The following is a 24,225-nucleotide window of genomic DNA, read 5'->3' on the forward strand; positions in this document are numbered from 1 at the left end:
ACCTCATCTGCACATGCCCGCCAATGACCGAATACATGGACGCAGCTGAATAAACCTCAATCAATAAACCCCCGCCAACTGGCGGGGGTTTTCGCCCATCGGAAACCTGTGTTCCGATCTGAGCCTATTTCCAGTGTCGTTTTCCGCTGATGAAGCGTCTTTTACTCTTGCTGCAGGTGCAAACGACCCATACCTCTGTGCGTGGGACACCCCTCCCCAACGAGGGGCGTGTATCTGGAAGGGTAATACACATGACTATCGAACAACCGGCGACGCGGCCGGCCAACCCGCGTTTTTCCTCGGGCCCCTGTGCCAAGCCCCCCACATTTGATCTGACCAAACTGGCGGATGCCGCCTTGGGCCGCTCGCATCGGGCTGCTGTCGGCAAGGACAAGCTGAAGGCGGCCATTGAAGGCACGCGAGAGATTCTAGGCATACCGGCGGATTATCGCATCGGCATTGTACCAGCCTCGGACACCGGTGCAGTTGAGATGGCGCTTTGGTCTTTGCTGGGTGAGCGTAAAGTTGAAATGCTGGCCTGGGAAAGCTTTGGCGCGGGTTGGGTGACTGATGTGGCCAAGCAACTGAAAATCGACGCTGAAGTGAAAACCGCCGAGTACGGGCAGATCATTGATCTCGCGTCCGTCGATTTCGCCAACGATGTGGTGTTCACATGGAACGGAACGACTTCGGGTGTGCGGGTCCCAGATGGCGACTGGATTGCCGATGATCGTCAGGGTCTGACGATCTGTGACGCGACATCCGCTGCGTTCGCGATGGACTTGCCATGGGACAAGTTGGATGTGACAACGTTCAGCTGGCAGAAGGTACTAGGCGGAGAGGCGGCTCATGGGATGCTTATCCTGTCTCCGCGCGCGGTCGAGCGCTTGGAGAGTTACACCCCGTCATGGCCATTGCCGAAGATCTTCCGCCTGACCAAAGGTGGCAAGCTGATTGATGGGATATTCACCGGCGCGACGATCAACACACCCTCAATGCTCGCGGTTGAGGATTACCTTTTCGCGTTGGACTGGGCGCGTTCAGTCGGAGGCTTGCAGGGGCTGATTGCTCGTGCGAATGCCAATGCTGGCGCGGTTCATGCGTTCTGCGACCAAAATGACTGGATCGCCAATCTGGCCGAAGACTCGACAACTCAATCAAATACGTCGGTCTGTCTGAAGTTCACCGATACGCGCATTCAAGATGGTGCCGTTTTTGCCAAAGCCGTCGCCAAACGGCTTGAGGCCGAAAACATTGCGCTTGATATCGGTGCCTATCGCGACGCGCCTGCGGGTCTGCGCATCTGGTGCGGCGGCACGGTTGAGACATCAGATATCGAGGCGATGCTGCCCTGGCTTGCATGGGCTTTTGAAGCCGAGATTGCAGCGCAAACCGAAGCTGCCTGACCTTTTCTACCGGGCCGCATCCGGCCCGGACCTTCCACAATGTTCAAGGACCAAAAATATGGCTCCCAAAGTACTCGTCTCTGACAAGCTGAGCGAAACCGCCGTACAAATCTTCCGCGACCGTGGCATCGACGTGGATTTCATGCCCGATCTGGGAAAGGACAAAGACAAACTGGCCGAGGTGATCGGTCATTATGACGGCCTCGCCATCCGTTCTGCCACCAAAGTCACGCCAACCATTCTGGAGAAGGCAGACAAGTTAAAAGTTATTGGTCGTGCCGGGATCGGCACCGACAATATCGACAAGGATGCGGCCTCGAAAAAAGGCGTCATCGTGATGAACACACCGTTCGGCAACATGATCACCACCGCCGAGCATGCCATCGCGATGATGTTTGCCGTGGCGCGGCAAATCCCCGAGGCCAGTACCTCGACCCATGCGGGCAAGTGGGAAAAGTCCAAGTTCATGGGGATTGAGCTGACCAACAAGACCCTGGGCGTGATCGGCGCGGGCAACATTGGTGGCATCGTATGCGAGCGTGCTTTGGGTCTGAAGATGAAGGTCGTCGCCTATGATCCCTATCTTGGCGAAGAGAAAGCCGCGCAGATGGGTGTGGAAAAGGTCGAACTGGACGAGCTTCTGGCCCGCGCTGACTTTATCACTCTGCACGTGCCGCTGACCGATCAGACGCGCAATATCCTCAGCCGTGAGAATCTGGCCAAGACCAAGAAAGGCGTGCGCATTGTCAACTGCGCCCGTGGCGGTCTGGTCGACGAGGACGCGCTGGCCGAGGCGTTGCAATCGGGTCATGTCGCCGGTGCGGCCTTTGACGTGTTCAGTGAGGAACCGGCCAAGGAGAACGCCCTGTTCAACCTACCCAATGTGGTTTGCACACCGCACTTGGGTGCGGCCACGACTGAGGCGCAGGAGAACGTGGCGCTGCAAGTGGCCGAGCAGATCTCGAATTACCTGCTGACCGGAGCGGTCGAGAACGCACTGAACATGCCCAGTGTGACGGCAGAGGAGGCCAAGGTCATGGGGCCGTGGATCAAGCTGGCCGGGCATCTGGGCAGCTTCATTGGTCAGATGACGGATGAGCCGATCAAGGCAATCAACATCCTCTATGACGGTGTCGCTGCGAACATGAACCTGGCTGCGTTGAATTGTTCGGTCGTTGCCGGAATCATGAAGAAATTCAATCCCGAGGTGAACATGGTCTCGGCCCCGGTTGTCGCGAGAGAGCGTGGCATCCAGATATCGACCACCAATCAGGACAAATCCGGTGCGTTCGAAGGCTATATCAAGGTCACTGTGGTGACTGAAAAGCGTGAACGCTCAATCGGTGGCACGGTGTTCAGCGACGGCAAGCCGCGGTTTATTCAGATCAAGGGCATCAATATCGATGCCGAGATCGGGGCGCATATGCTCTATACGACTAACGAAGACGTGCCGGGCATCATTGGTGCTTTAGGACAGACCATGGGCGAGAACGATGTGAACATCGCGAACTTTACTCTTGGACGATCCGAAGCCGGCGGTGAGGCGATTGCGTTGCTTTATGTTGATGAACCGGTACCAGCCGAGGCGCGCGCCAAACTCGCCGAGACAGGTCTGTTTACTCAGATCAAACCGTTGGAGTTTGACGTGGCCTGACGGTCGCTGTTGAACTTCTGTGACAGATTGATGCCCGCGCTTGTCCAAAGCGTGGGCATCGCCTTTTCAAAGTGCTGATTTTGCGCCAGAAGTGCGGCAATCACCATTGCCCGAGGGGAAGCTGATGACCAATCCGATCTACGCAATTGGAGATTTGCACGGCCGCGTGGATGAGTTCGAGCGCTCCTTGGCGCTGATCGAACGCGATGGCGGCCCCGATGCCGAGATCGTGTATCTGGGCGATTACGTTGATCGGGGCCCCGACAGCCGGGGCGTTCTGGATCGGCTGATCGCTGGTCGCGATGCGGGCAAGCGGTGGATCACTCTGCTGGGCAACCATGACCGGATGTTTTCATGGTTCCTCGAAGATGTCCCACGTCACGACCCGCATATGTTGGTCGGGTATCATTGGCTGCACGAGCGGTTGGGTGGTGTCGAAACACTACAAAGCTATGGCGTGTTCTTCGATCAGCAGACACGGCTCGAGGATCTGCATGCAACAGCGCGGGGTGCGGTTCCCGATGCGCATCGGATATTTCTGCAAGGGCTCATCGCCATGCATCAAACGCGCGAGATTGCTTTTGTCCATGCGGGCATTCGGCCCGGTATTCCGCTGAGCGAACAACGGGAAAATGATCTGGTCTGGATCAGGCAAACCTTTCACAACCACCGAGGTCCGCATCCGAAACTGATCGTCCATGGGCATACGCCGGTGGATCAATCAACGCATTACGGCAATCGCATCAACCTGGATAGCGGCGCAGGGTATGGCCGTCCGGTTGGCGTTGCGGTGCTCGAAGGACAGGATTGCTGGTTGTTGACGGACAAGGGTCGCGTTGCGCTTTTGCCTTGAAGATCAGGTCTTGGTGAAAAGGTCTTTGCAGCGGTCACGTAGGATGTTCTTTTGCACCTTGCCCATTGTGTTGCGGGGGAGCTCGTCCAGCAGGATCAACTGGCGGGGATGTTTGAACCGGGCGAGCGCGTCCCGAACCGCACCCATGATGGCCTCGATATCTGGCGTATGACCGGGGGTAGGGACCAGAATGCCAACCGGGGTTTCTCCGAAATCCGGATGCGGGACGCCAATTACCGCGCTTTCCAGCACGCCGGGTTGTTCGTCTAGCAGCAGCTCGATCTCTTTGGGGTAGATATTATACCCGCCCGAGATGATCAGGTCTTTGCCACGCCCGACGATATGGACATAGCCATCTTCATCGATCCGCCCCAGATCACCGGTGATGAAGAACCCGTCTTCGCGCAGTTCTGCGGCGGTTTTGTCGGGCATTTGCCAGTAGCCCTGAAACACATTGGGACCGCGCACCTCGATGATGCCGATCTCACCATCTGCTAGGGTTTGACCTGTTTTGGGGTCTGTGACCTTCAGTTCAACATCCGGCAGGGGAAATCCGACCGTTCCCGCCCGGCGTTCGCCGTCATAGGGGTTAGAAGTGTTCATGTTCGTCTCGGTCATGCCATAGCGTTCCAGAATGCGATGACCTGTGCGGTCTTCAAATTGAACGTGGGTATCTGCCAGCAAAGGCGCTGAACCTGAGATGAACAGCCGCATATCCTGAGTCAGATCTTGGGCGAAGCGGTCGTCGCTTAGCAGGCGGGTGTAAAACGTCGGCACCCCCATCATCGCCGTTGCCTGTGGCATCAGGCGTAACATATCTTCCAGGTCGAACTTCGGCAGAAATATCATCGACCCGCCCGATGCGAGGACGACATTTGTCGCAACAAACAGTCCATGCGTGTGAAAGATCGGCAGCGCGTGCAACAGCACGTCATCATCTGTGAATCGCCATTCCTGCACAAGGGTCTCCGCGTTCGACAGCAGATTCGCCTGCGTCAGCATTGCCCCTTTCGAACGCCCCGTCGTGCCTGAAGTATATAGAAACGCAGCCAGATCATCTTCTGATCGGTGGGCCGGCTGAAAGGCCGGAAGCATGCCTAGGGCGCGTCGCATCAGGCTGCCTGAACCGTCGGCGTTCAGCGTTTCAAGCCGGGCATTGTTCTTTTGCACGATCTCGGCAAGCCCTGCCTCGTTTGCCTCATCGCACACCACCAGTGAGGCTCCGCTGTTTTCGATGAAATAGCTTAGCTCTTGCGTCGTATAGCCCGTATTGAGAGGTAGAAAGATCAGCCCCGCTTGGACACAGGCGGCATAAAGCGCCAGTGCCTCAACGGATTTCTCCACCTGCACCGCCACGCGGTCGCCCGGTTCCATTTCCAGTCCTGTCATGGTGTTGGCCAGACGGGCCGCCGTGTCCAGAAACGTGGCATGGGTCAAAGTCTGACCATCCGGAAGGTGCAAAAATGGCGTATCCTTGCCTGCATGGATGCCCAGCAAACGATCATAAAGCGGGTTGCCCATCCCGATATCCTTTCCAGCAGACGCGCACATTCTGCAGCAAATCTGTCGTGGAATTGGGGAAGCGTAAAGCCCGGACAATCAGAACTCGGTTGTCATCCGATATCCGGCCGCAAAATACATCTTGGCAAACGTTACCGGCTGACCCTGCAGCCATGTGATACGCTCGGCAGTAAAAACGGGTTCACCCTCGGGAACGTCCAGAAATCCGGCCAAAGTGGTATCTGCGCGGCTGGCCAGAAAGGTCAACTCGACATTGGTGAACGGGACTGTTTGCACCAGCCAGTCATTGGGTCCGACGCTAGTGAAATCTGCCTGCGTGACCTGAGGTACGCTGTCTATCACGATCCAGCGGTCTTCGAACTGAAACGGTGAATTGCCGGAGAAATGCATGCATCGCACGTGCATCACACTTTGATCAGCACGTAGGGCCAACCGGGCCGCCAGCCAGTCTGAGGCGATCTGCGTTTCACATGACACAAGAGCGTAGCGATAGGTTCCGCCCGCCGCTTCGATTTCATCTCGGACCAGAGGAATTGTGAAGCGCGCCTGTCGCTGCGGTGCGCTAAGGACCCGGGTGCCTGCCTTTCGGCGCCGTTCAAGAAACCCTTCATCCGCCAGTTCCCGCAGTGCTCTGTTGACTGTGGTGCGGGTGCACGAAAACTCGACCGCTAATTCTTGCTCATTGGGAAGCAGAGCGTCGGGCTGCAACTCGCCCGAGCGGATCCGGCGCAGGACGGTTTGCTTAATGTCTTTGTAGCTGGTTGTGTCGCTGGTTTGGGTCATATCAGTTCAGATGTCTTCCAAAAGGTCATTTATCGCGGCACGATAATTGTTCAGGATCGCATCGCGGGCGATATGGCGCCCGCCGCGCACCTGATGTCGCCCGGCAGACCAAAGGTCGGTCACTGTTCCGTCAGGCGCGGCAAAGCTCAGGCCGTCAATCAATTGATCGTCGCGCAAAGTACACAGGGTGGGGTGACTTCGATCGATCGCAACCAGATCGGCCAGATGACCTATTGCGATCTCTCCGGCGTCGCGCCCCAGCGCCTGTGCGCCACCGCGGGCGGCTCCGGTATACAGCGTTTGACCGACCGAGCCTTCGCCACGTACCAGCACAGTGCGGGCCTTGTCGCGCAGACGTTGAGAATACTCCAGCGTACGCAATTCCTCGGGCAGCGAAATACGCACATTCGAGTCTGAACCGACACCAAAGGCACCGCCCTGCTCGATGTAGACGGCACCATTGAAAATACCATCCCCCAGATTGGCCTCTGTGATCGGGCAAAGACCGGCCACAGCCCCGGATCGGGCAAGAGCGCGGGTTTCATCGTCTGTCATATGAGTGGCATGGATCAGGCACCATCGTTCGTTCACATCCACGTTGCTCAGCAGCCAATCTACCGGTCGTTGACCCAGAGCGGCTTCTACATCCGTGACCTCCTTCTCTTGTTCAGAGATGTGGATGTGCACCGGGCCTCGTGGGGTAGCGTTCAGCACTTGCCGTAGATCATCAGGCGAGGTCGCACGCAGAGAGTGCGGCGCGATGCCGATCTGGCTGTCTGCATAAGGCATCAGCGGCTTACAGTCCTCGACAAGCTGCAGGAACCTTTCCACATCATTGCCGAACCGCAATTGACCACCGGTCAGAGGCTCTTGCGCGACGCCGCCATAGGTGTAGAGCACCGGTAGATGTGTCAATCCAATCCCGGTTTGGCTGACTGCCGAGAAGATGCGCTGACTCAGCTCAGACAACTGCGCATAAGGCGTGCCGCCGGGTTGGTGGTGGACGTAGTGGAATTCCCCGACCGCAGCATACCCGGCTTCCTGCATCTCCATATAGACCAATGCAGCAATGGCCTCGATCTGTGCAGGAGTGAGGCGGTCCAGAAATCGGTACATCAAGGTACGCCAGGTCCAGAAGCTTTCGCGCCCTGCTACGCGCGTTTCGGTCATGCCCGCCATGGCGCGTTGAAAGGCATGGCTGTGCAGGTTCGCCAAAGCGGGCAGCAACACGTCGACCCGAGTGTCTTCGGGTTTTGGCTCGGTCCCTGATTTCAGCGCAGCGATCCGACCGTCTTCGATTTCGACTCGTAGGTTGTGCACCCACTCAGAGCCTAACAGGGCCGTTTTAGCATGAACCGTCATCGTAATTCCATTTTGTGTAGACTTTATATTTTTAGCCGTATACGAAAAAATCAAGCGCAGGGGGAGCCCAAAAGAATCGCCATGACGAAAAAAACTGTTCTTCGTAGCAAACATGTAGCCACCATGGGGGGCGACCAATCCTATGGGATGATCGAGGATGGTGCGATTGCCATCGATGGGTCGGAAATCGTTTGGGTTGGCGCTCGGTCGGCAATGCCGCCGTCATATGCCGAGTGGCCGCAGAACGACTATGGTGACCGCTTGATCACGCCTGCTCTGATTGATGCTCATACTCATGTTGTGTTTGGCGGCAACCGCGCGGTTGAGTTCGAAATGCGCCTGAAGGGCGCGACCTACGAAGAAATTGCCCGCGCGGGTGGAGGCATCCTGTCGACCGTAAACGGCACGCGGGCAGCAACAGAAGAAGAGCTGCTTGCAGGCGCGCTTTCGCGCGTGGACGCATTGCTGGCCGAAGGTGTGTCCTGCATCGAGGTGAAGTCGGGTTATGGGCTCGATACCGAAACCGAACTGCGTATGTTGCGCGCGGCGCGCCGAATTGCGCGGGAGCGCCCTATTCGGGTCAACACCAGTTTTCTTGGCGCACATGCCGTTCCGCCAGAATATGCGGGTCGGGATGACGCCTATATTGACGAGGTCTGCATTCCGACACTGCGCGCGGCCCATACCGAAGGGCTGGTGGACGCAGTGGATGGGTTCTGCGAAGGCATTGCATTTGATCCCACACAGATCGAACGGGTTTTTGTTGTCGCGCAAGAGCTTGGCCTACCGGTGAAGCTGCATGCTGAGCAACTTTCAAATCTAGGTGGGGCTAAGCTGGCGGCAGCTTACGGAGCGCTATCCGCTGATCATATCGAATATCTGGACGCCGAAGGTGTTGCCGCCATGGCCAGGGCCGGAACGGTCGCGGTCTTGCTGCCCGGCGCGTTTTATACGCTGCATGAAACGCAAGCTCCGCCGATTGAATTGTTGCGCCAGAAGAATGTTCCCATGGCACTAGCGACCGATTGCAATCCGGGGTCCTCACCCCTGACTTCTCTGCTGCTAACAATGAACATGGGGTGCACTTTATTTCGCATGACGCCTGAAGAAGCATTGGCAGGTGTTACCCACGTCGCGGCCCGCGCTTTGGGTCTGGATGATACCGGCGTGATCGCGCCCGGATTGCGCGCTGATCTGGCCGTCTGGGATGCCACTCATCCTGCAGAACTGTCCTATCGCATCGGTTTCAACCCTCTGCATAAACGTATTTTTGGAGGTCTGGAATGACACCTCTGTTGCTTGTCCCTGGTCAGGTTTCGCTGGATCAGCTTGCCCAGATCTACTGGACCGAAGCCGCCATTTCGCTGGACGCCGCCTGCCGACCCAAGGTTGAGGTCGCTGCTGCCCGCATTGCGCAGGCTGCCGAAGGGACCGAGCCCGTCTATGGCGTCAACACCGGCTTTGGCAAACTGGCGAGTCACAAGATTGCGGCCAAAGATACCTCAACCCTGCAGCGCAACCTGATCCTCAGCCATTGTTGCGGGGTGGGTCCGGCAGTGCCGCGTCGTCTGGCGCGGCTGATGATGTCACTGAAGTTGCTGTCATTCGGCCGAGGTGCTTCGGGTGTCCGCTGGGAACTTGTCGAATTGCTGCAACAGATGCTGGCGTGTGGTGTGACACCTGTGATCCCGGCACAGGGTTCGGTCGGCGCGTCTGGCGATCTTGCGCCACTGGCCCATATGACCGCTGTGGTGATCGGTGAGGGCGAGGCAAAGGTGAACGGTGTTGTTATGCCGGGTGCAGAGGCTCTGAAAACAGCTGGGCTAGAGCCGATTCAACTTGGTCCAAAGGAGGGCCTTGCGTTCATCAACGGGACGCAGTTTTCGACTGCCTTTGCTCTGGCCGGATTGTTCGAAGGTTGGCGTTCAGCACAAAATGCGCTGGTGATTTCGGCGGCTTCAACTGATGCGATCATGGGATCCACCGCCCCTCTGCAACCCGAGATTCACGCGTTGCGCGGGCATCGTGGGCAGATCGAAGCGGCGGCGGCGATGCGGGCCACTCTGGAGGGCTCTGAGATCCGCGAAAGTCACCGTGATGGGGATACGCGAGTGCAGGATCCATATTGCATCCGCTGCCAACCACAGGTGACCGGCGCAGCGATGGATGTGATCCGGCAGGCGTCCGCAACTCTTGTAACTGAGGCCAACGCGGCCACTGATAATCCGCTGGTTCTGACTGATCCGGATGCAATCGTCTCGGGCGGGAATTTCCACGCCGAGCCGGTAGGCTTTGCCGCCGATATGATTGCTTTGGCCCTGTCAGAGATCGGGGCGATCGCACAGCGTCGGATCGCATTAATGGTCGACCCGGCGCTTAGCTTTGATCTGCCGCCCTTCCTGACGCCCGAGCCGGGGCTGAACTCGGGTCTGATGATCGCCGAGGTCACAACGGCTGCGTTGATGAGCGAGAACAAACATCTGGCCAACCCATGTGTGACCGACAGCACACCTACATCGGCCAATCAGGAAGACCACGTCTCGATGGCGGCGCACGGGGCGCGGCGTTTAGGCCGGATGGTTGATAATTTGAACTATATTCTGGGGATCGAACTGCTCTGCGCCGCGCAAGGCATCGAGTTCCGTGCGCCTCTGGCGACCAGCAAAGCGCTGACCAGCGTGGTTGGGCGTGTGCGCGACGATATCCCGTCGCTTGGCGATGATCGCTATCTGGCACCCGAATTGGAAACCGCGAAGTCCCTAGTCGAAAGCGGAACTATTCTGCAGGCAGCTGCAATGCCCATGCCGGAGCTGTCGTGATGCAGGTTTTCAGTGTTCAGCGTGGCGATGGGCCCATCGTGCTGGGACAGCCGCATGGCGGCACGCATGTACCCGACGACATTGCCGCGCGACTGAATGCGAATGGGCAGGCGCTGGCGGATACGGATTGGCATATCAATCAGCTCTACGATGGGCTCGTTGCCAACGCGACGGTCGTGCAATCCCATATCCACCGCTATGTCATTGACGCTAATCGAGACCCTGCGGGTGTATCATTGTATCCTGGGCAGAACACAACAACTCTGGTGCCGTTGACCGATTTTGACGGTCAGCCGATCTGGGCCGAGGGGCAGGAGCCCTCAGTCGATGAGATCGAGGTACGTCGAACCGCCTACCACGCGCCCTACCACAACGCGCTTGAGCAAGAGCTTGAAAGGGTGCGGGCAATACACGGCGTTGCGATCTTGTTTGACTGCCACTCGATCCGCAGCAAGATTCCGTTCCTGTTTGAAGGCACCCTGCCGGATATGAACATCGGCACCGATGGTGGCGCGACCTGTGCCCCCGGCATTGAGGCCGCGGCCTATGAATTTTCGCATTCCTCCCCTTACAGCACCGTCCTGAACGGGCGATTCCGAGGGGGTTGGACGACCCGCCACTATGGCCGTCCTGATGAGGGCCAACACGCGATCCAGATGGAGCTGGCGCAATCTACCTATCTGTCCGCCGAAACCCCTCCGTGGGCGTTTGACGAGGCGAAAGCCAAGCGCCTGCGTCGCTGGTTGGTGGATATTCTCGACGCCATCCAAGACACTGCATTGGAGCTTTGACATGACCGATCCTCGCAAGAATACCCGCGATATCTATCCGCCCACCGGCCCCGAACTGAACGCAAAAAGCTGGGTGACCGAAGCGCCGTTGCGGATGATGATGAATAACCTGCATCCGGATGTGGCCGAAAACCCGCATGAGCTGGTGGTTTATGGCGGCATCGGTCGCGCGGCGCGGACATGGAACGATTTCGACCGGATCGTCGCAGGGCTGAAAGATCTGGAAGAGGATGAAACCCTGATCGTCCAGTCGGGCAAACCGGTGGCGATCATCCGCACCCATAAGGATGCGCCTCGGGTTCTGATCGCCAACTCAAACATCGTGCCTCATTGGGCCAATTGGGATCACTTCAACGAGCTCGATAAGAAGGGGCTGATGATGTACGGCCAGATGACGGCCGGTTCGTGGATCTATATCGGTACGCAGGGCATCGTACAGGGCACCTATGAAACCTTTGCCGAGGCTGGCCGTCAGCACTATGGCGGCGACTTGACTGGCAAATGGATTCTGACCGGCGGTCTGGGCGGCATGGGTGGCGCGCAGCCTCTGGCGGCGGTGTTCGCCGGGGCCAGTTGTTTGGCGGTCGAGTGCAATCCGGACTCGATCGATTTCCGCCTGCGCACCAAGTATCTGGACGAAAAAGCCGAGACTCTCGATGAAGCGCTTGAGATGATCGACAGCTGGACCAAGGCGGGCGAGGCGAAATCTGTGGGTCTGCTAGGCAATGCGGCTGAGGTGTTCCCCGAAATTTATGCGCGGATGCAGGCCGGTGGCATGCGCCCCGATATCGTCACTGACCAAACCAGCGCCCATGACCCGATCAATGGGTATCTGCCGATTGGCTGGAGCATGGCGCAGTGGAAGGACAAGCGCGAAACTGATCCTAAAGCGGTTGAAAAGGCCGCCCGTGCCTCGATGAAACAGCATGTCGCTGCAATGGTCGATTTCTGGAACGCGGGCGTTCCGACGCTGGATTACGGCAACAACATCCGTCAGGTGGCGCAGGATGAAGGCTTGGAGAATGCCTTTGCCTTCCCCGGCTTTGTGCCCGCCTATATCCGGCCGCTGTTCTGCAAGGGCATCGGCCCGTTCCGATGGTGTGCATTGTCGGGTGACCCCGAGGATATCTACAAGACCGACGCCAAGATGAAGGAGCTATTCCCCGAGAACGAACACCTGCATCGTTGGCTGGATATGGCGCAGGAACGCATTGCGTTTCAGGGTCTGCCCGCACGTATATGCTGGATCGGCCTTGGCGATCGTCATCGCGCTGGGTTGGCGTTCAACGAAATGGTGGCCAATGGTGAGTTGAAAGCGCCTGTTGTCATTGGGCGTGATCATTTGGACTCGGGCTCGGTCGCCAGCCCGAACCGTGAGACCGAGGCGATGCTGGACGGCTCGGACGCAGTATCGGATTGGCCGCTGTTGAACGCTCTGATCAATACGGCCAGCGGTGCGACCTGGGTCTCGCTGCATCATGGCGGCGGCGTGGGCATGGGCTTTAGTCAGCACGCGGGTATGGTGATCTGTGCAGATGGTACCGAAGATGCCGCGCGGCGATTGGAGCGTGTTCTGTGGAACGACCCTGCCTCGGGGGTCTGGCGTCACGCAGATGCGGGGTATGAGATCGCGAAAGACTGCGCTCGCGAACATGGGCTGCGCCTGCCTGGTATTCTCGGTTAGATCAATCTGCCTCTGGTGAAAATGCTGCACCTGCGATATCCCGCAGGTGCGCTAATCGGAGGCCTGACATGTATGTAGCTACTCTGCTGACCAACCCTGCGGCCCCTTCTTTAGAGGCGACGCTGGTTGAGTCGTTGCGGAATGCATGGGGCGGGGGTGATGCGAACTGGCTGAGCCTCGATGAGGCGGCCGAGTTTTCCCTGCCAGAAATTCCCTACAATCGCTGGGACGTTTGGGGCGAGTTGCAAGAGATGGGCGTGGACCTGGTCGTGCAAAAAGCTGACGGTCGCCGGAAAAAGATGCTGCTGGCCGATATGGACAGCACCATGATCCAACAGGAATGCATCGATGAACTGGCGGATGAGGCTGGTGTCGGTGATCGGGTCAAGGACATCACCGCGCGAGCAATGAACGGCGAGCTGGATTTCGAAGGTGCGCTGACTGAGCGTGTGGGCTTATTGAAAGGGCTGGATGAAAGCGTGATCGGCAAGGTTCTGAATGAACGGATCACGCTGATGCCCGGCGGCAAGGCGTTACTTGCCACGATGCGCGCGAATGGGGTCTATGCAGCGCTGGTCTCGGGTGGGTTCACGGCTTTTACGGCTAAGGTCGCCGAAGAGCTTGGGTTTGATGAGAACCGGGCGAATACATTGCTGGCTGAGGATGGCAAGCTTACCGGCGACGTGAAGCGGCCCATTCTTGGGCGACAGGCCAAAATAGAGGCATTGGAGCAGATCACAACACGCCTAGGTATCTCCGAGGTTGACGTGATTGCCGTTGGCGATGGAGCGAATGATCTGGGAATGTTGGGTCGGGCGGGGACGGGTGTCGCGTTGCACGCCAAGCCTTCGGTCGCTGCCGAATGTGATGTCCGCATAAATCACGGCGATCTGACAGCGTTGTTGTATTTGCAGGGCTATGGCAGGTCAGAATTTCAAGGCCTCTAAGGGGCTTCCTTTAATTTAACTATTGTGTTAAATAAAGCCATGAATACGCTTCTGGTCACATTCTCCGCATTGTCTGATGCCACTCGGTTCTCGATTGTCGAGCAACTGATGGACGAAGGCGAACTGCCCGTCGGTAATTTGATAGAAGGCAAGGGCATGTCAGGGGCCGCGATCTCGCGCCATTTGAAGGTTTTGCGCGAGGCCGGGTTGGTGCAGCAGCGGGTACACGGCACGCAACGGATGTATTCGGTGCAGCCCGAGGGGCTGCGCGCGATAGCCGAATGGACGATTTCGAAACGACATTTCTGGGAAAGCAGCCTCGACCGTTTGGAAGAGCTTATTGAAAGGGAAAATTCATGGCCGACCTGAAACTGGAACGAGATTTTCCCGTTAGTCCCGAGGTCCTGTTCGCATGGGTCAGCGATGGTGCGAAACTTCTGCAGTGGTGGGGGCCCGAAGGGTTGCATGTACCGGAACATGATCTCGACTTTTCGCGCATTGGTCCCTGGTATTCGGTTATGCAGAATGGCGAGGGTCAGCAGTTCAAAGTCTCGGGTCATGTTACCCATATCGATCGACCAAAATCTGTTGGATTTACGTGGGCTTGGCATGACGATCAGGACCAGCGCAGTGCGGAAAGCCATGTGACCTTTTCGGTTACCGCGACCAACAGCGGATCACGGCTGGTGGTTGATCACCGTGAACTTGTCGATGCCGAGTCGGCCACGAACCACAACGAAGGCTGGACATCGTCGCTGCGCAAACTCGAAGCACTTTGCAAATAGGTTTTCATCAGGGAGGAGCGATATGCCCCAATATTTGTTTGTTTATCACGGGGGTCACACCCCAACCGATCCCGCCGAGATCGAGGCGACCATGGCCGCTTGGGGCGCTTGGTTTCAGGAAATCGGCGGCTCATTAGAGATTCCGGGAAATCCTGTAGGCCAGTCCTACACGGTCAGCAGCGGAGGGGTTGAAGACAATGGCGGATCAAATCCGGCCTCAGGTTTCACGGTGGTGAAGGCCGACAGCATTGAGACTGCAACCGAGATGGCCAAAGGCTGCCCGATGGTCGTGAATGGCTCGGGCTCGGTCGAAGTGGCCGAGGTGCACGAGATCGAGATGTAAGCCTCAGCCGGGGAATCCCGATGAGGGTTTGATTACACCACATTCCAACCCGCGGCGGCTGTATTGCGTGGCGTTCATGAATTTGAGGGTGGCCGGGTGATCGGCCTCTAGCACACCTAAATGCACTAGAATCGCGGCGATGGCGCATTCGCTGGCGCGGGTAGTGCCGTCAGTGATTTTTAGCGCAACGCCCATTCGCTGTTCAGGGATAATGGCAACAAAGACGGCCTCGGCCCCTGTCTTGATTGCAACGCGCCCGTTCATCGCTCGCATCAACTCGGTACAAGCGCGAGTTTCACCTGCGACAAGTTCGGGATGTTTCACCATTGCTTCTGTGAGCTGTACCGCTGCTTCGCTGGAGCGGTCCGAACGGTCTGCGGCAGAGGCAAACCAAGCCATCGATCGCGCAAGTCCCACCAGAGAAGTCGCAAAATTTGGGGCGGAGCAACCATCGATCCCATAGGTTGGGCTGGTCTCGCCAGTGGTTTCCTCGATGGCGGACAGGCAGGCCTGCTGAACTGGATGGTCGATTTCCAAGTATTCCGGCCCGGCCCCCATATGCTGCGTCAAAGTCAGGAAACCGCAATGCTTGCCTGAGCAATTATTGTGAATCTGGCAAGGCGTATCGTCAGCCAGAATCAGCCCGTCGCGGGCCGCCATGTCCTGCGGTTCCTGCGGGCCACAGCGCAAGTCAGGCTCGGACAGACCGAGGTGATCCAGCCAGGCGGAAACACGATCCGTATGGATTTGTGCACCATTGTGCGAGGCACAAGCCAGAGCCAGATGCTCGCTGTTCAAACCGTATTTTGCAGCCGCACCCGAGGTAATCAGCGGCAGGGCCTGGATCATTTTGGCCGAGGAACGGGGATAGATCACCGCGTTTGGATCACCCCAGCTGCGCACGATCTGACCACTATCGTCACAGATCACTGCATGGCCCATATGCAGGCTTTCTAACAGTGACCCGCGCCAGAGTTCTGTCATTGGTACGGCTTGTGTCATGTCCACCCCATCAATCATGCGCAAAAATCTGCCAATCGCCCTTTCGCCTGTGGCGAAACCTGCGTTAGTGTGTGTATGTCGACAATCATCGGAATACGCAACTGAACAGACGAACCGGCAGAGTTCGCACGTATTTCCGATGGGTATGAGGTAATAGGTCGGGCTAGGAGGCTGAACCGATGGGATTAAAGCTCGTCCGCGTGATCGCGGGCCTGTGCATGGCAGGAATGGCGACAACGGCAATTGCTCAGCAGGCAACCAGTACCAATCGCGTCGCTGCCAAAACGGACTGGAGCGTGTTTGTCGAGGACGACCCAACCGAATGCTGGAGCGTATCTGCCCCGAAAGAGACCGTGAACACACGCGGTGGCCGGGTCGTTTCCGTTCGGCGCAGCGATATCCTGCTGTTTGTGTTCTATCGTCCGAATGCCGAGGTTAAAGGGCAGGTGACCTTTACCGGCGGCTATCCGTTTGCGTCTGGTTCTACTGTCAATCTGGTTGTCGATGGCAGCGAGTTCGAGCTGTTCACCGATGGTGAGTGGGCATGGCCTGCGACCGCCTCGGATGATGCCAAGATCGTCACAGCGATGAAGCGCGGAAGTGAGGCGGTGCTGACCGCCCGTTCGGAACGTGGTACGCAGACCAAGGACACTTTCTCGTTGCTGGGCTTTACGGCCGCGATTGAAGACGCGGAAACGCGCTGCACGAACTAAGTCACAAGCAGATCAAATTCCGAAACCCCGCTTTCCGGCGGGGTTTTATTTGTTTGGTCCGATCCTGTGTGTTTTCAGAAATTTACGCTACGTAGAGCGGTGTTTCTTGATCCGTGTCAAAGCCTGCGTTCCCGTTTTATGAACTAATTAGTTCAGAATTTGTTGAGGAGTCGGCAATGAACTTAAGCAAAAACCTGGCAGTGCTCTTGATGGCGTCTGCGGTGATCCTTGCAGGTTGTGAGAAAGGATCGGAAACCTATCCGATAACGGGTGAGCAATGTGGTCCGGAAGATCCCGTAAAGACCCTGGATGCAGTAGATTGCTACATCCCGCCCGCAGTAAACTAACAACAATGGGCCGCTTGAGTTTCTGCTTTAGTGGCCCATCTTGATTGGGCGCGCATCTTGATCTGTGATAGACAGATATCTCTGTCTGGAGGAATGATGGATGCGATGGGCGTTTGTTTTTTTGATGTTTCCGATATCCGCAATTGCGGATCCAACTATGGAGTGTATTGACGCCGGTTCGCAGGTGGAAATTGGATCTTGTGTTTCGAATATGGAATTGCGGGTAAACACTGCGATAGACTCCAGCTATTCGCTGGCGCTCGGCTCCGCACAAGAACTGGACGAGGTCACCGGACGGGTCGTCGCTGTGCCTGCGCTGGAGGCCTCGCAAAACGCGTGGGTGGCCTATCGCGATGCGCAGTGCGAAGCGGTAGGTGCTTCGTTCGGCGGAGGATCGGGTACGGGGATCGCCATCACAGCCTGTCGGGTTGACCTTGGCCGGGCGCGAGTTGACGAATTGTTGCGTTACGCAAATTGAAGCACGAATTCTTTTGATCTTTACGTGTGTTCCTATATAGAGGCGCATCCCAAGCCAGAATCCACCGAGATACGCCAATGTCGCCCAAAGCGCCGATCACTCAAGACGTCATGACCATCCCCCGCAAACTGCCCGAGGGGAAGATGAACCTTGTCGGTTTGACCCGCGATCGATTGCGTGAGGCGCTAATTGAACACGGCACGCCCGAAAAGCAGGCGAAGATGCGCACGGGGCAGATTTGGCAATGGATCTACCAATGGGGTGTGCGTGATTTTGGTGAGATGACCAATCTGGCCAAGGCCTATCGCACGCAACTGGCCGAGCAGTTCGTAATCGAAATCCCCGAAGTCGTGACCCGTCAGGTTTCAGAGGACGGCACCCGCAAGTATCTGTGCCGCATCGCGGGCGGGCATGAGGTTGAGGTTGTCTATATCCCTGAAGATGATCGCGGAACTCTATGCATTTCATCTCAGGTGGGCTGTACTCTGACCTGCTCCTTCTGCCACACGGGCACGCAGAAATTGGTGCGCAACCTGACAGCGGCCGAAATTGTCGGGCAGGTAATGATGGCGCGTGACGATCTTGAGGAATGGCCAACACCGGGTGCGCCCAAAGATGAAACACGCCTGCTGTCAAATATCGTGCTGATGGGTATGGGCGAGCCGCTTTACAACTTTGAAAACGTCCGTGACGCAATGAAGATCGCGATGGACCCCGAGGGGATTTCTCTGTCCCGTCGCCGCATCACGCTGTCGACCTCGGGTGTGGTACCCGAGATCGCGCGCACGGCTGAAGAAATTGGATGCCTGTTGGCGATCTCGTTCCACGCTACCACTGATGAAACTCGCGACGTACTTGTTCCGATCAACAAGCGCTGGAATATCGAGGAACTGCTGCAGGCGTTGGCCAGCTATCCCAACGCGTCGAATTCTGAACGGATCACGTTCGAATACGTGATGCTGGATGGCGTGAACGACAGCGACGAAGACGCGCATCGCCTGATCGCACATATCAAGCGCCATAACATCCCGGCCAAGATCAACCTGATCCCGTTCAACGAATGGCCGGGCGCGCCCTACAAGCGCAGCTCGAACAATCGTATCCGCGCCTTTGCGAACATCATCTATCAGGCGGGCTATGCCTCACCCATCCGCAAAACGCGGGGTGAGGATATCATGGCGGCCTGTGGCCAGTTAAAATCGGCCACCGAACGGGCCCGGAAATCGCGAAAGCAGATCGAGGCTGAAGCCGGGCTAAACCGCTAAGGGCATGCGCCGTGGCTTCACGCGAAAAACTTAATGAATTGAGTGCTGTTTCCTTGTTCAAAATTTGGTATCTTCGGCGCAGACCCGCTCTGGATGGGGAACTCACCGACAGACACAAGGTGGTGAGATTGCCGGGGCGGTGCTGGTAACACCAATTAAGGCCGCTACCATTTTTCTGAAGCAAAGCGGCATTTAGGCGAACTGATCAGTCAGGGAGGCCACAATATGATTGTAAGTCACCGGCAAGTCTTGGGTATCGCAGCTGTTCTGGCGATCTCGGGATTTGTTCTCCACGCGGCATCTGCTCAGACCAAAGATCAGGATGCGCATTTGGCGATTGAAAACCCAGCCGATCTGACCAAGGAGCAAGCGCAGAAACACTATCAGTCATTGATACGACGCATGTCGCGGGGTTATGCGGCGGCACAGATGGACTTGATCCGAAACTATCAGAACTGGCCTTTGTTCAACGATGCGCCCTACATCTCGGCCACGCATGGGCAGCGCTATGTCAACAGCTATGCGAACCGCATGGCCCACAACTACGGCACATTGCAAGAAGGCGAAGAGCTGCCTGCAGGCTCGGTCCTGGCCAAAGACAGTATGACTGTCACAGATGAGGGCAATATCCATGCCGGTGCCCTGTTCGTGATGGAGAAACTGCCAGAAGGCACCAACCAGGAAACAGCCGACTGGCGTTATATCATGGTGATGCCGGACGGTTCGCTGTTCGGTGATACGATGGGCTTTCGCGCGTCAGAGGTCGATTACTGCCATGTCTGCCACGAGGCCGTCGCGGACCGGGACTATACGTTTTACGTACCCGAAGAGTATCGTGTCGCAGAGTGATCTTCAGGCCGCCGGGTCAGGCAGCTTCAGCTCGGTCGCTTCCTGACGACTGAGTTGCTCACCCTGTTTGCGTTTGGATAGGACCTCGCGGGCGAGCGCGTATTTCTCATCCTGCCAGAAGATCAAACAGCCGTTGCAGCCTTTGCCGCAACATCCCTCGGTTCCGATTCGATTGGTTTTGAAGCGGCGCTCATTGCCGTCTTCGCCGATTTTCTCGACCAGCTCGTCACGACGGCGGGTATAGGCCTTAGGGTTGTCGCGACCTGAGGTTTCCAGCCCCTGCACCAGCTTGTCAAACCGAATGCGACTCCAGTGTTCGTCGGTCAGGGCACGTTCTTTGCGCAGGACGGAGTAGACCGGGAAACGGGCGCGCAGATCGTCGATATCCTCGTGATCGAACAGGGTGAAGGGAAGGCGGATGATGGTTTTGGTACTGCCATGCACAACGTCCAGCCGCGCCCCATCATGAGCGCGTTCAAAGTCATAGACCCGCAGCAGAACCGTCTCGCGCGAAATCGGAGAGACGAAATCCAATACATCCCCCGGTTCCAGCTTGTTTTTCACCTCGACCAGAAAGGCATCCTCGGTCACCTCGGTGACGATCCCGGCATATTCCCACTGCGCAATCGAGGCTGTGTGTTCGTAATCATGTGCATAATTGGTCAGGCGGCCTTCGTGGAAAGCCAGCGTGTAGCCGCGGTTCCCGACTGTTTCGAGTTCACGCATATAGGGCTTCGGGTCCCAGTTCTCGGGGTCGGCGTGATAGTCGTCGATGGCCATACGATAGGCGCGAGCGACGATGGCGGCATAATACTCCGATTTGCCGCGCCCTTCGACTTTCAGACTGTCGACACCGATCTTCAAGTATTCATCCAGCTTGGGCATGATGCACAGGTCGCGGGAATTGAGGATGTAGGATCCCCGATCATCCTCTTCGATGGGCATCAAATCACCGGGGCGACAGCCTTCTTCCAGCAGGAATTCGAATAGGTCGGCGTTTTCATCGGTAATGCGCAGCTCCTGATGCGTTCCGTCTTTCAGACGCAGTTTCAGACCGTAGTTCCAGCGGCAGGAATTGGCGCAGTTGCCCTGATTGGCCCCGCGTTCGGCCATGAAGTTCGACAGTAGGCAGCGGCCCGAATAGGTCATGCACATGGCCCCGTGCACAAACGCCTCAAGCTTGATATCGGGGCATTTCTCGCGAATCTCGACCAATTCGGGGTATGAGACTTCGCGGGCCAGAACCACAAGCTCGGCCCCCTGATCCTGCCAGAACTTCACCGACAACCACGAACAGATATTGGCTTGCGTCGAGATATGCAGCGGCAGTTCCGGCGCGCGTTCGCGGACGTATTGGAACACTCCGGGGTCGGCGATGATCAGCCCGTCAGGTTTCACCTTGCGGACAGTGTCGATGTATTCGTCCAGCTTCGGAATGTCCTTATTGTGCGAGAACAGGTTCAGTGTCAGGTACGCGCGCCGGCCATGGTTGTGGCAGAACTCGACTCCCTCTATCACCTCTTCCAGCGAGAACTCGGACTTTGTCCGCAGCGACATATCCGGTGTGCCCAGATAGACCGCATCCGCGCCATAGAGGATGGCGAGTTTCAACTTACGCAGATTGCCCGCAGGCATCAGCAATTCGGATCTGGACTGGGTCATGGGGATACCGGGCTAAGGATCAAGGGCGCCTTCTACGCCAAAATCCTGGCTCCCAAAACCCCGTTAACTGCGACGGAACCGCGCTGTGCCGATCACCTCGATCAGTTGCTGGCGAACCGGTTCCGGTTGCGCCTCGACTGCGTTCAAAACCTCGCGCAGTTCGGCGCGCAGCCCATGCATCTGGTCGATCAGAGAGATCATCATCGACAGTGCATCGGCCTCCATGTCGTACTGGTCATGCAGTTCGCATGCCAGTTCCAGACGAGCAACGTCGATACGCTGATATCGCAGCCCTTGCTCCGATTGCTCGGGGATCACGATCTCAGCGGCCAGATATTCGGTCAGGCGATCCGAAGTCAGGCGGGCGATGGCGTCGATCAGTTCGGCTTCGGTCAATGTGCGGCTCATGACGGCATTCCTTTGCGCGGATCATAGCCGTGGGTTTCGCGCCATGTCTCCATGAAGTGCTTCAATTCATCGTCTACCTTATCTGGCATTGCGACGGTCAGTTCTATGAACTGATCGCCCCGCTCGGACGAGCCGCGTTTCTTGACCCCTTTGCCACGCAGGCGCAGGGTTTTGCCGCTGCTGGTCCCCGCTGGGACACTGACATTGACGCCACCGTCGATGGTAGGGGCGGGAACCTTGCCACCCAGAACGGCCTCATCAATGGTGATGGGCAGCGTGATGTGGATGTCATCGCCCTGACGGTCGAACACCGGGTGATCGGCAACCGAGATCGTCACAAGCGCATCGCCGGGAGGCCCATCGCCGTACCCCGGGGCCCCTTTTCCACGCAGGCGGATGGTTTGCCCGGTCGTGATACCCGCAGGTATCTTCACTTCAATCCGGTTCCCATCTGGCAGGGTCAATTTCTGGCTGGCTCCAAAAACGGCGTCAAGAAAGCTGATCTGCAGCGAGTAGTTCAGGTTGTGGCCCGGTGCATGGAACTCTTGGCTCCGCTGGCCATATCCACCCCGCCCGCGCATGAATTCGGCAAAGATGTCGGACATATCGTCTTGTTCAGCCGCGTGACCGCGATAAGGGTTGCCAGCAGCCTCGGCATATTCGCGATAATACTGCTGCTGCGGACGTTCCTGACCCGACGCATCAATTTCGCCATTGTCGTAGCGTTTGCGCGTCTCGGGGTCTTTCAGCAGGTCATAAGCAGCAGCAGCGGCTTTGAACTTGGCCTCTGCCTCGGCATCGCCCGGCTTGAGGTCCGGGTGGCATTCTTTGGCGATCTTCCGATAGGCTTTCTTGATCTCGGCATCGCTAGCGTCTTTGGCGACGCCAAGCACGGAATAGGGATCGTCGCTCATCTTGCCTCTCGTCGATGTGGGGTTTGGCCTTGATGAAGGTATTTTATCAATTGATTTCAACAGGTCAAAAAGAAGAGGCGGCTAAATTGTCTCGTAAATCTGTCAAGCTCTGCTAATATTAAGATGTTTCAGATTGATCATTGACGGAGATCACCCCATGACGCGCAGGCTCAAATCGGTGCTGGCATTGCTGGCTGGGAACGCCATCGGGCTGCTATTGGCCAGTTTGCTGCTGTCAGAGTTTGCGATCCGACCGATTTCCTTCATCGTGGTGGTAGTCGTGTTCACCCTGGTCCAGGTGATAGCCGAACCGCTGATCCTGAAGCTGGGGGAAAAGAAGGCGCCGGCGCTGAAGGGCGGAATTGCCTTGATCGTAACCTTTGTTGGTCTTCTGGTCACCGATCTGATCACATCCGGTCTGACCATTGGCGGTATCTCAAATCTGTTGGCCGCAACCTTGCTGGTATGGTTGGGCGCTCTGATCGGCAGTATTGTGCTGCCGATCTACGTGTTTCCCGAACTGCGCGACCCTAAGAAATAGTCATATCGCGTCTAAACTGGCCTCGATGGCCTGCCACAACTCGTCCACCGGTTCGCACCCCACAGACAGGCGGATGAAAGCAGGATCGACAGCATCCCCCCAACGGGCGCGCCGCTCGGCCGAACTGTGGACGCCGCCGAAGGATGTAGCCGGACGCAGCAGTGGGCAGCTGTTGATGAACTGTTCGGCTTTGGTCTCGGTCTCAAGCGTGATGCTTAGCAGAAACCCGAAGCGCTTGGTTTGAGCCGTCGCCAATGTGTGCGCCGGATCATCGGTCAGTCCGGGATAGCGGATCTGTTTCACGGCCGGGTGAGCGGCCAGCCGTTCGGCCAGAACCTGCGCCGAGCGGCACATCCGGTCAAAGCGCACGTCCAGCGTTTCTAGGCCACGGTGCAATAGCCACGCCTCATGCGGCCCTGGAATCGCGCCGGAGACGCGGCGCCATTCCTCAACTCGCTCCATGATTTGCGGATTGCGGCTGGCTAAATGACCCATCAACAGGTCCGAATGCCCACCCATCGCTTTGGTGTCTGAACTCACAACCACATCGACGCCAAGGTCCAGTGGGCGCTGGCCCAATGGGGTCATCGTTGTGTTGTCGGCGATGGTGATGCCGCCGGCCTCGCGCACGGCCTCGGCGATTACTGGCAGATCAAGCATGTCCAGACCGGGGTTCGAGGGGCTTTCTAGAAACACCACATCGAATTCATCAAAGCCACCTTCGGCAAAGTCGGTGGTTGGGCGTTCGATAACCGAGACGCCCAGATTTGACAGGAACCGATCAGCCAAAAGGCGCGTCACATAATACCCGTCGGATGGAATCAGCAGCCGCGACCCGGCATGGACCGTCGCAAACAAGGCCGCCGAAATCGCACCCATACCCGAAGGAAAGCTGAGGCAGGGTGCATCTTCGAGATGCGACAGAACGTGTTCCAGATGCACCCAGGTCGGGTTGTCGACCCGGCCATAGCTGGCATGCCCATCCGGCGCACCGGGCAGATGGTACATGCTGCTTTGGGTCAGCGGCAGGGCCACAGGCTCGCCCTTGTTCAGGGCATTCCCGCGCAAGTGCAACATTTCGCCGGTCTTCGGGCTCAT

General features: G+C 57.3%; 25 protein-coding genes. 17 read left to right on the forward strand and 8 right to left on the reverse strand.

The window, feature by feature from the left end:
* The first annotated feature begins 251 nt into the window (after positions 1–251).
* The 3 genes from ACR0MP_RS16740 (at position 252) to ACR0MP_RS16750 (ending at position 3,913) form a co-directional block, all read left to right on the forward strand.
* Positions 252–1,406, forward strand: a complete 1,155-nt coding sequence (locus ACR0MP_RS16740) for a phosphoserine transaminase (protein WP_480887440.1) — start codon at positions 252–254, stop codon at positions 1,404–1,406.
* A 58-nt stretch (positions 1,407–1,464) separates the two neighbouring features.
* Positions 1,465–3,060, forward strand: a complete 1,596-nt coding sequence (serA, locus tag ACR0MP_RS16745; protein WP_170406884.1) for a phosphoglycerate dehydrogenase — start codon at positions 1,465–1,467, stop codon at positions 3,058–3,060.
* Positions 3,061–3,184: 124 nt separating this feature from the next.
* Complete coding sequence (locus ACR0MP_RS16750) at positions 3,185–3,913, forward strand: metallophosphoesterase family protein (protein WP_480585874.1); 729 nt, start codon at positions 3,185–3,187, stop codon at positions 3,911–3,913.
* A gap of 3 nt (positions 3,914–3,916) precedes the next feature.
* Here the strand turns inward: ACR0MP_RS16750 and ACR0MP_RS16755 are convergent, their stop codons facing one another.
* The 3 genes from ACR0MP_RS16755 to ACR0MP_RS16765 all read right to left on the reverse strand — a co-directional run bounded on the left by ACR0MP_RS16755 (position 3,917) and on the right by ACR0MP_RS16765 (position 7,579).
* A complete protein-coding gene (locus ACR0MP_RS16755; RefSeq protein WP_480705932.1) occupies positions 3,917–5,434 on the reverse strand; it encodes a malonate--CoA ligase in 1,518 nt (505 codons plus the stop codon).
* Positions 5,435–5,512: 78 nt separating this feature from the next.
* A complete protein-coding gene (locus ACR0MP_RS16760; protein WP_170736215.1) occupies positions 5,513–6,217 on the reverse strand; it encodes a GntR family transcriptional regulator in 705 nt (234 codons plus the stop codon).
* 6 nt (positions 6,218–6,223) lie between these two features.
* Positions 6,224–7,579 carry a formimidoylglutamate deiminase gene (locus ACR0MP_RS16765; protein ID WP_170406872.1) on the reverse strand — a complete coding sequence of 452 codons (1,356 nt, stop codon included), beginning with the start codon at positions 7,577–7,579 and terminating at the stop codon, positions 6,224–6,226.
* Between the two features lie 81 nt (positions 7,580–7,660).
* Here ACR0MP_RS16765 and hutI point away from each other — a divergent pair, with 81 nt between their 5' ends.
* From hutI to ACR0MP_RS16805, 8 genes are all read left to right on the forward strand, one after another.
* On the forward strand, positions 7,661–8,866 hold the full coding sequence (gene hutI, locus ACR0MP_RS16770) for an imidazolonepropionase (RefSeq protein WP_170406870.1): 1,206 nt from the start codon (positions 7,661–7,663) through the stop codon (positions 8,864–8,866).
* Positions 8,863–10,398 (forward strand): histidine ammonia-lyase, encoded by a 1,536-nt coding sequence (gene hutH / locus ACR0MP_RS16775; RefSeq protein ID WP_480887437.1) that lies wholly within the window; start codon positions 8,863–8,865, stop codon positions 10,396–10,398. Before hutI ends, hutH begins: the two co-directional genes overlap by 4 nt.
* A complete protein-coding gene (gene hutG / locus ACR0MP_RS16780; protein WP_480887436.1) occupies positions 10,398–11,189 on the forward strand; it encodes an N-formylglutamate deformylase in 792 nt (263 codons plus the stop codon). The genes hutH and hutG overlap by 1 nt, the downstream gene beginning before the upstream one ends.
* 1 nt (position 11,190) lies before the next feature.
* Positions 11,191–12,873, forward strand: coding sequence for a urocanate hydratase (hutU, locus tag ACR0MP_RS16785; protein ID WP_170406859.1), 1,683 nt, complete (start codon positions 11,191–11,193; stop codon positions 12,871–12,873).
* A 68-nt stretch (positions 12,874–12,941) separates the two neighbouring features.
* Positions 12,942–13,820 (forward strand): phosphoserine phosphatase SerB, encoded by an 879-nt coding sequence (gene serB, locus ACR0MP_RS16790; protein ID WP_170406855.1) that lies wholly within the window; start codon positions 12,942–12,944, stop codon positions 13,818–13,820.
* A 39-nt stretch (positions 13,821–13,859) separates the two neighbouring features.
* On the forward strand, positions 13,860–14,189 hold the full coding sequence (locus ACR0MP_RS16795; RefSeq protein ID WP_170399088.1) for a metalloregulator ArsR/SmtB family transcription factor: 330 nt from the start codon (positions 13,860–13,862) through the stop codon (positions 14,187–14,189).
* Positions 14,177–14,605: an SRPBCC family protein gene (locus tag ACR0MP_RS16800; protein WP_480887433.1), complete on the forward strand. Its 429-nt coding sequence runs from the start codon at positions 14,177–14,179 to the stop codon at positions 14,603–14,605. Before ACR0MP_RS16795 ends, ACR0MP_RS16800 begins: the two co-directional genes overlap by 13 nt.
* Before the next feature lie 22 nt (positions 14,606–14,627).
* Positions 14,628–14,948, forward strand: coding sequence for a YciI family protein (locus tag ACR0MP_RS16805; protein WP_170406852.1), 321 nt, complete (start codon positions 14,628–14,630; stop codon positions 14,946–14,948).
* A 3-nt stretch (positions 14,949–14,951) separates the two neighbouring features.
* Here the strand turns inward: ACR0MP_RS16805 and ACR0MP_RS16810 are convergent, their stop codons facing one another.
* A complete protein-coding gene (locus ACR0MP_RS16810) occupies positions 14,952–15,950 on the reverse strand; it encodes an asparaginase (RefSeq protein ID WP_170406849.1) in 999 nt (332 codons plus the stop codon).
* A gap of 179 nt (positions 15,951–16,129) precedes the next feature.
* Between ACR0MP_RS16810 and ACR0MP_RS16815 the strand changes: the two genes are divergently transcribed.
* The 5 genes from ACR0MP_RS16815 (at position 16,130) to ACR0MP_RS16835 (ending at position 19,602) form a co-directional block, all read left to right on the forward strand.
* Positions 16,130–16,663 (forward strand): invasion associated locus B family protein, encoded by a 534-nt coding sequence (locus ACR0MP_RS16815; RefSeq protein ID WP_170399079.1) that lies wholly within the window; start codon positions 16,130–16,132, stop codon positions 16,661–16,663.
* A gap of 176 nt (positions 16,664–16,839) precedes the next feature.
* Positions 16,840–17,010: a hypothetical protein gene (locus ACR0MP_RS16820; RefSeq protein WP_170406846.1), complete on the forward strand. Its 171-nt coding sequence runs from the start codon at positions 16,840–16,842 to the stop codon at positions 17,008–17,010.
* A gap of 157 nt (positions 17,011–17,167) precedes the next feature.
* Positions 17,168–17,488, forward strand: coding sequence for a lysozyme inhibitor LprI family protein (locus tag ACR0MP_RS16825; RefSeq protein ID WP_170406843.1), 321 nt, complete (start codon positions 17,168–17,170; stop codon positions 17,486–17,488).
* A gap of 77 nt (positions 17,489–17,565) precedes the next feature.
* Positions 17,566–18,753, forward strand: a complete 1,188-nt coding sequence (rlmN, locus tag ACR0MP_RS16830) for a dual-specificity RNA methyltransferase RlmN (RefSeq protein WP_170406840.1) — start codon at positions 17,566–17,568, stop codon at positions 18,751–18,753.
* Positions 18,754–18,978: 225 nt separating this feature from the next.
* Complete coding sequence (locus ACR0MP_RS16835) at positions 18,979–19,602, forward strand: cytochrome P460 family protein (protein WP_480887429.1); 624 nt, start codon at positions 18,979–18,981, stop codon at positions 19,600–19,602.
* A gap of 3 nt (positions 19,603–19,605) precedes the next feature.
* Here the strand turns inward: ACR0MP_RS16835 and ACR0MP_RS16840 are convergent, their stop codons facing one another.
* The 3 genes from ACR0MP_RS16840 to ACR0MP_RS16850 form a co-directional block, all read right to left on the reverse strand.
* Positions 19,606–21,264: a U32 family peptidase gene (locus ACR0MP_RS16840; protein WP_170596744.1), complete on the reverse strand. Its 1,659-nt coding sequence runs from the start codon at positions 21,262–21,264 to the stop codon at positions 19,606–19,608.
* 63 nt (positions 21,265–21,327) lie between these two features.
* A complete protein-coding gene (locus tag ACR0MP_RS16845; RefSeq protein WP_170406831.1) occupies positions 21,328–21,672 on the reverse strand; it encodes a hypothetical protein in 345 nt (114 codons plus the stop codon).
* Positions 21,669–22,586: a J domain-containing protein gene (locus tag ACR0MP_RS16850; RefSeq protein ID WP_170425936.1), complete on the reverse strand. Its 918-nt coding sequence runs from the start codon at positions 22,584–22,586 to the stop codon at positions 21,669–21,671. Before ACR0MP_RS16850 ends, ACR0MP_RS16845 begins: the two co-directional genes overlap by 4 nt.
* A 157-nt stretch (positions 22,587–22,743) precedes the next feature.
* Here ACR0MP_RS16850 and ACR0MP_RS16855 point away from each other — a divergent pair, with 157 nt between their 5' ends.
* Entirely contained in the window at positions 22,744–23,127 is a 384-nt protein-coding gene (locus ACR0MP_RS16855; RefSeq protein WP_170399056.1) for a hypothetical protein, read from the forward strand.
* Here ACR0MP_RS16855 and ACR0MP_RS16860 read toward each other — a convergent pair whose 3' ends face one another.
* Entirely contained in the window at positions 23,128–24,225 is a 1,098-nt protein-coding gene (locus ACR0MP_RS16860; protein WP_480887427.1) for a cystathionine gamma-lyase, read from the reverse strand. It abuts the gene before it with no gap.

This window comes from Ruegeria sp. K3 (assembly GCF_056531845.1).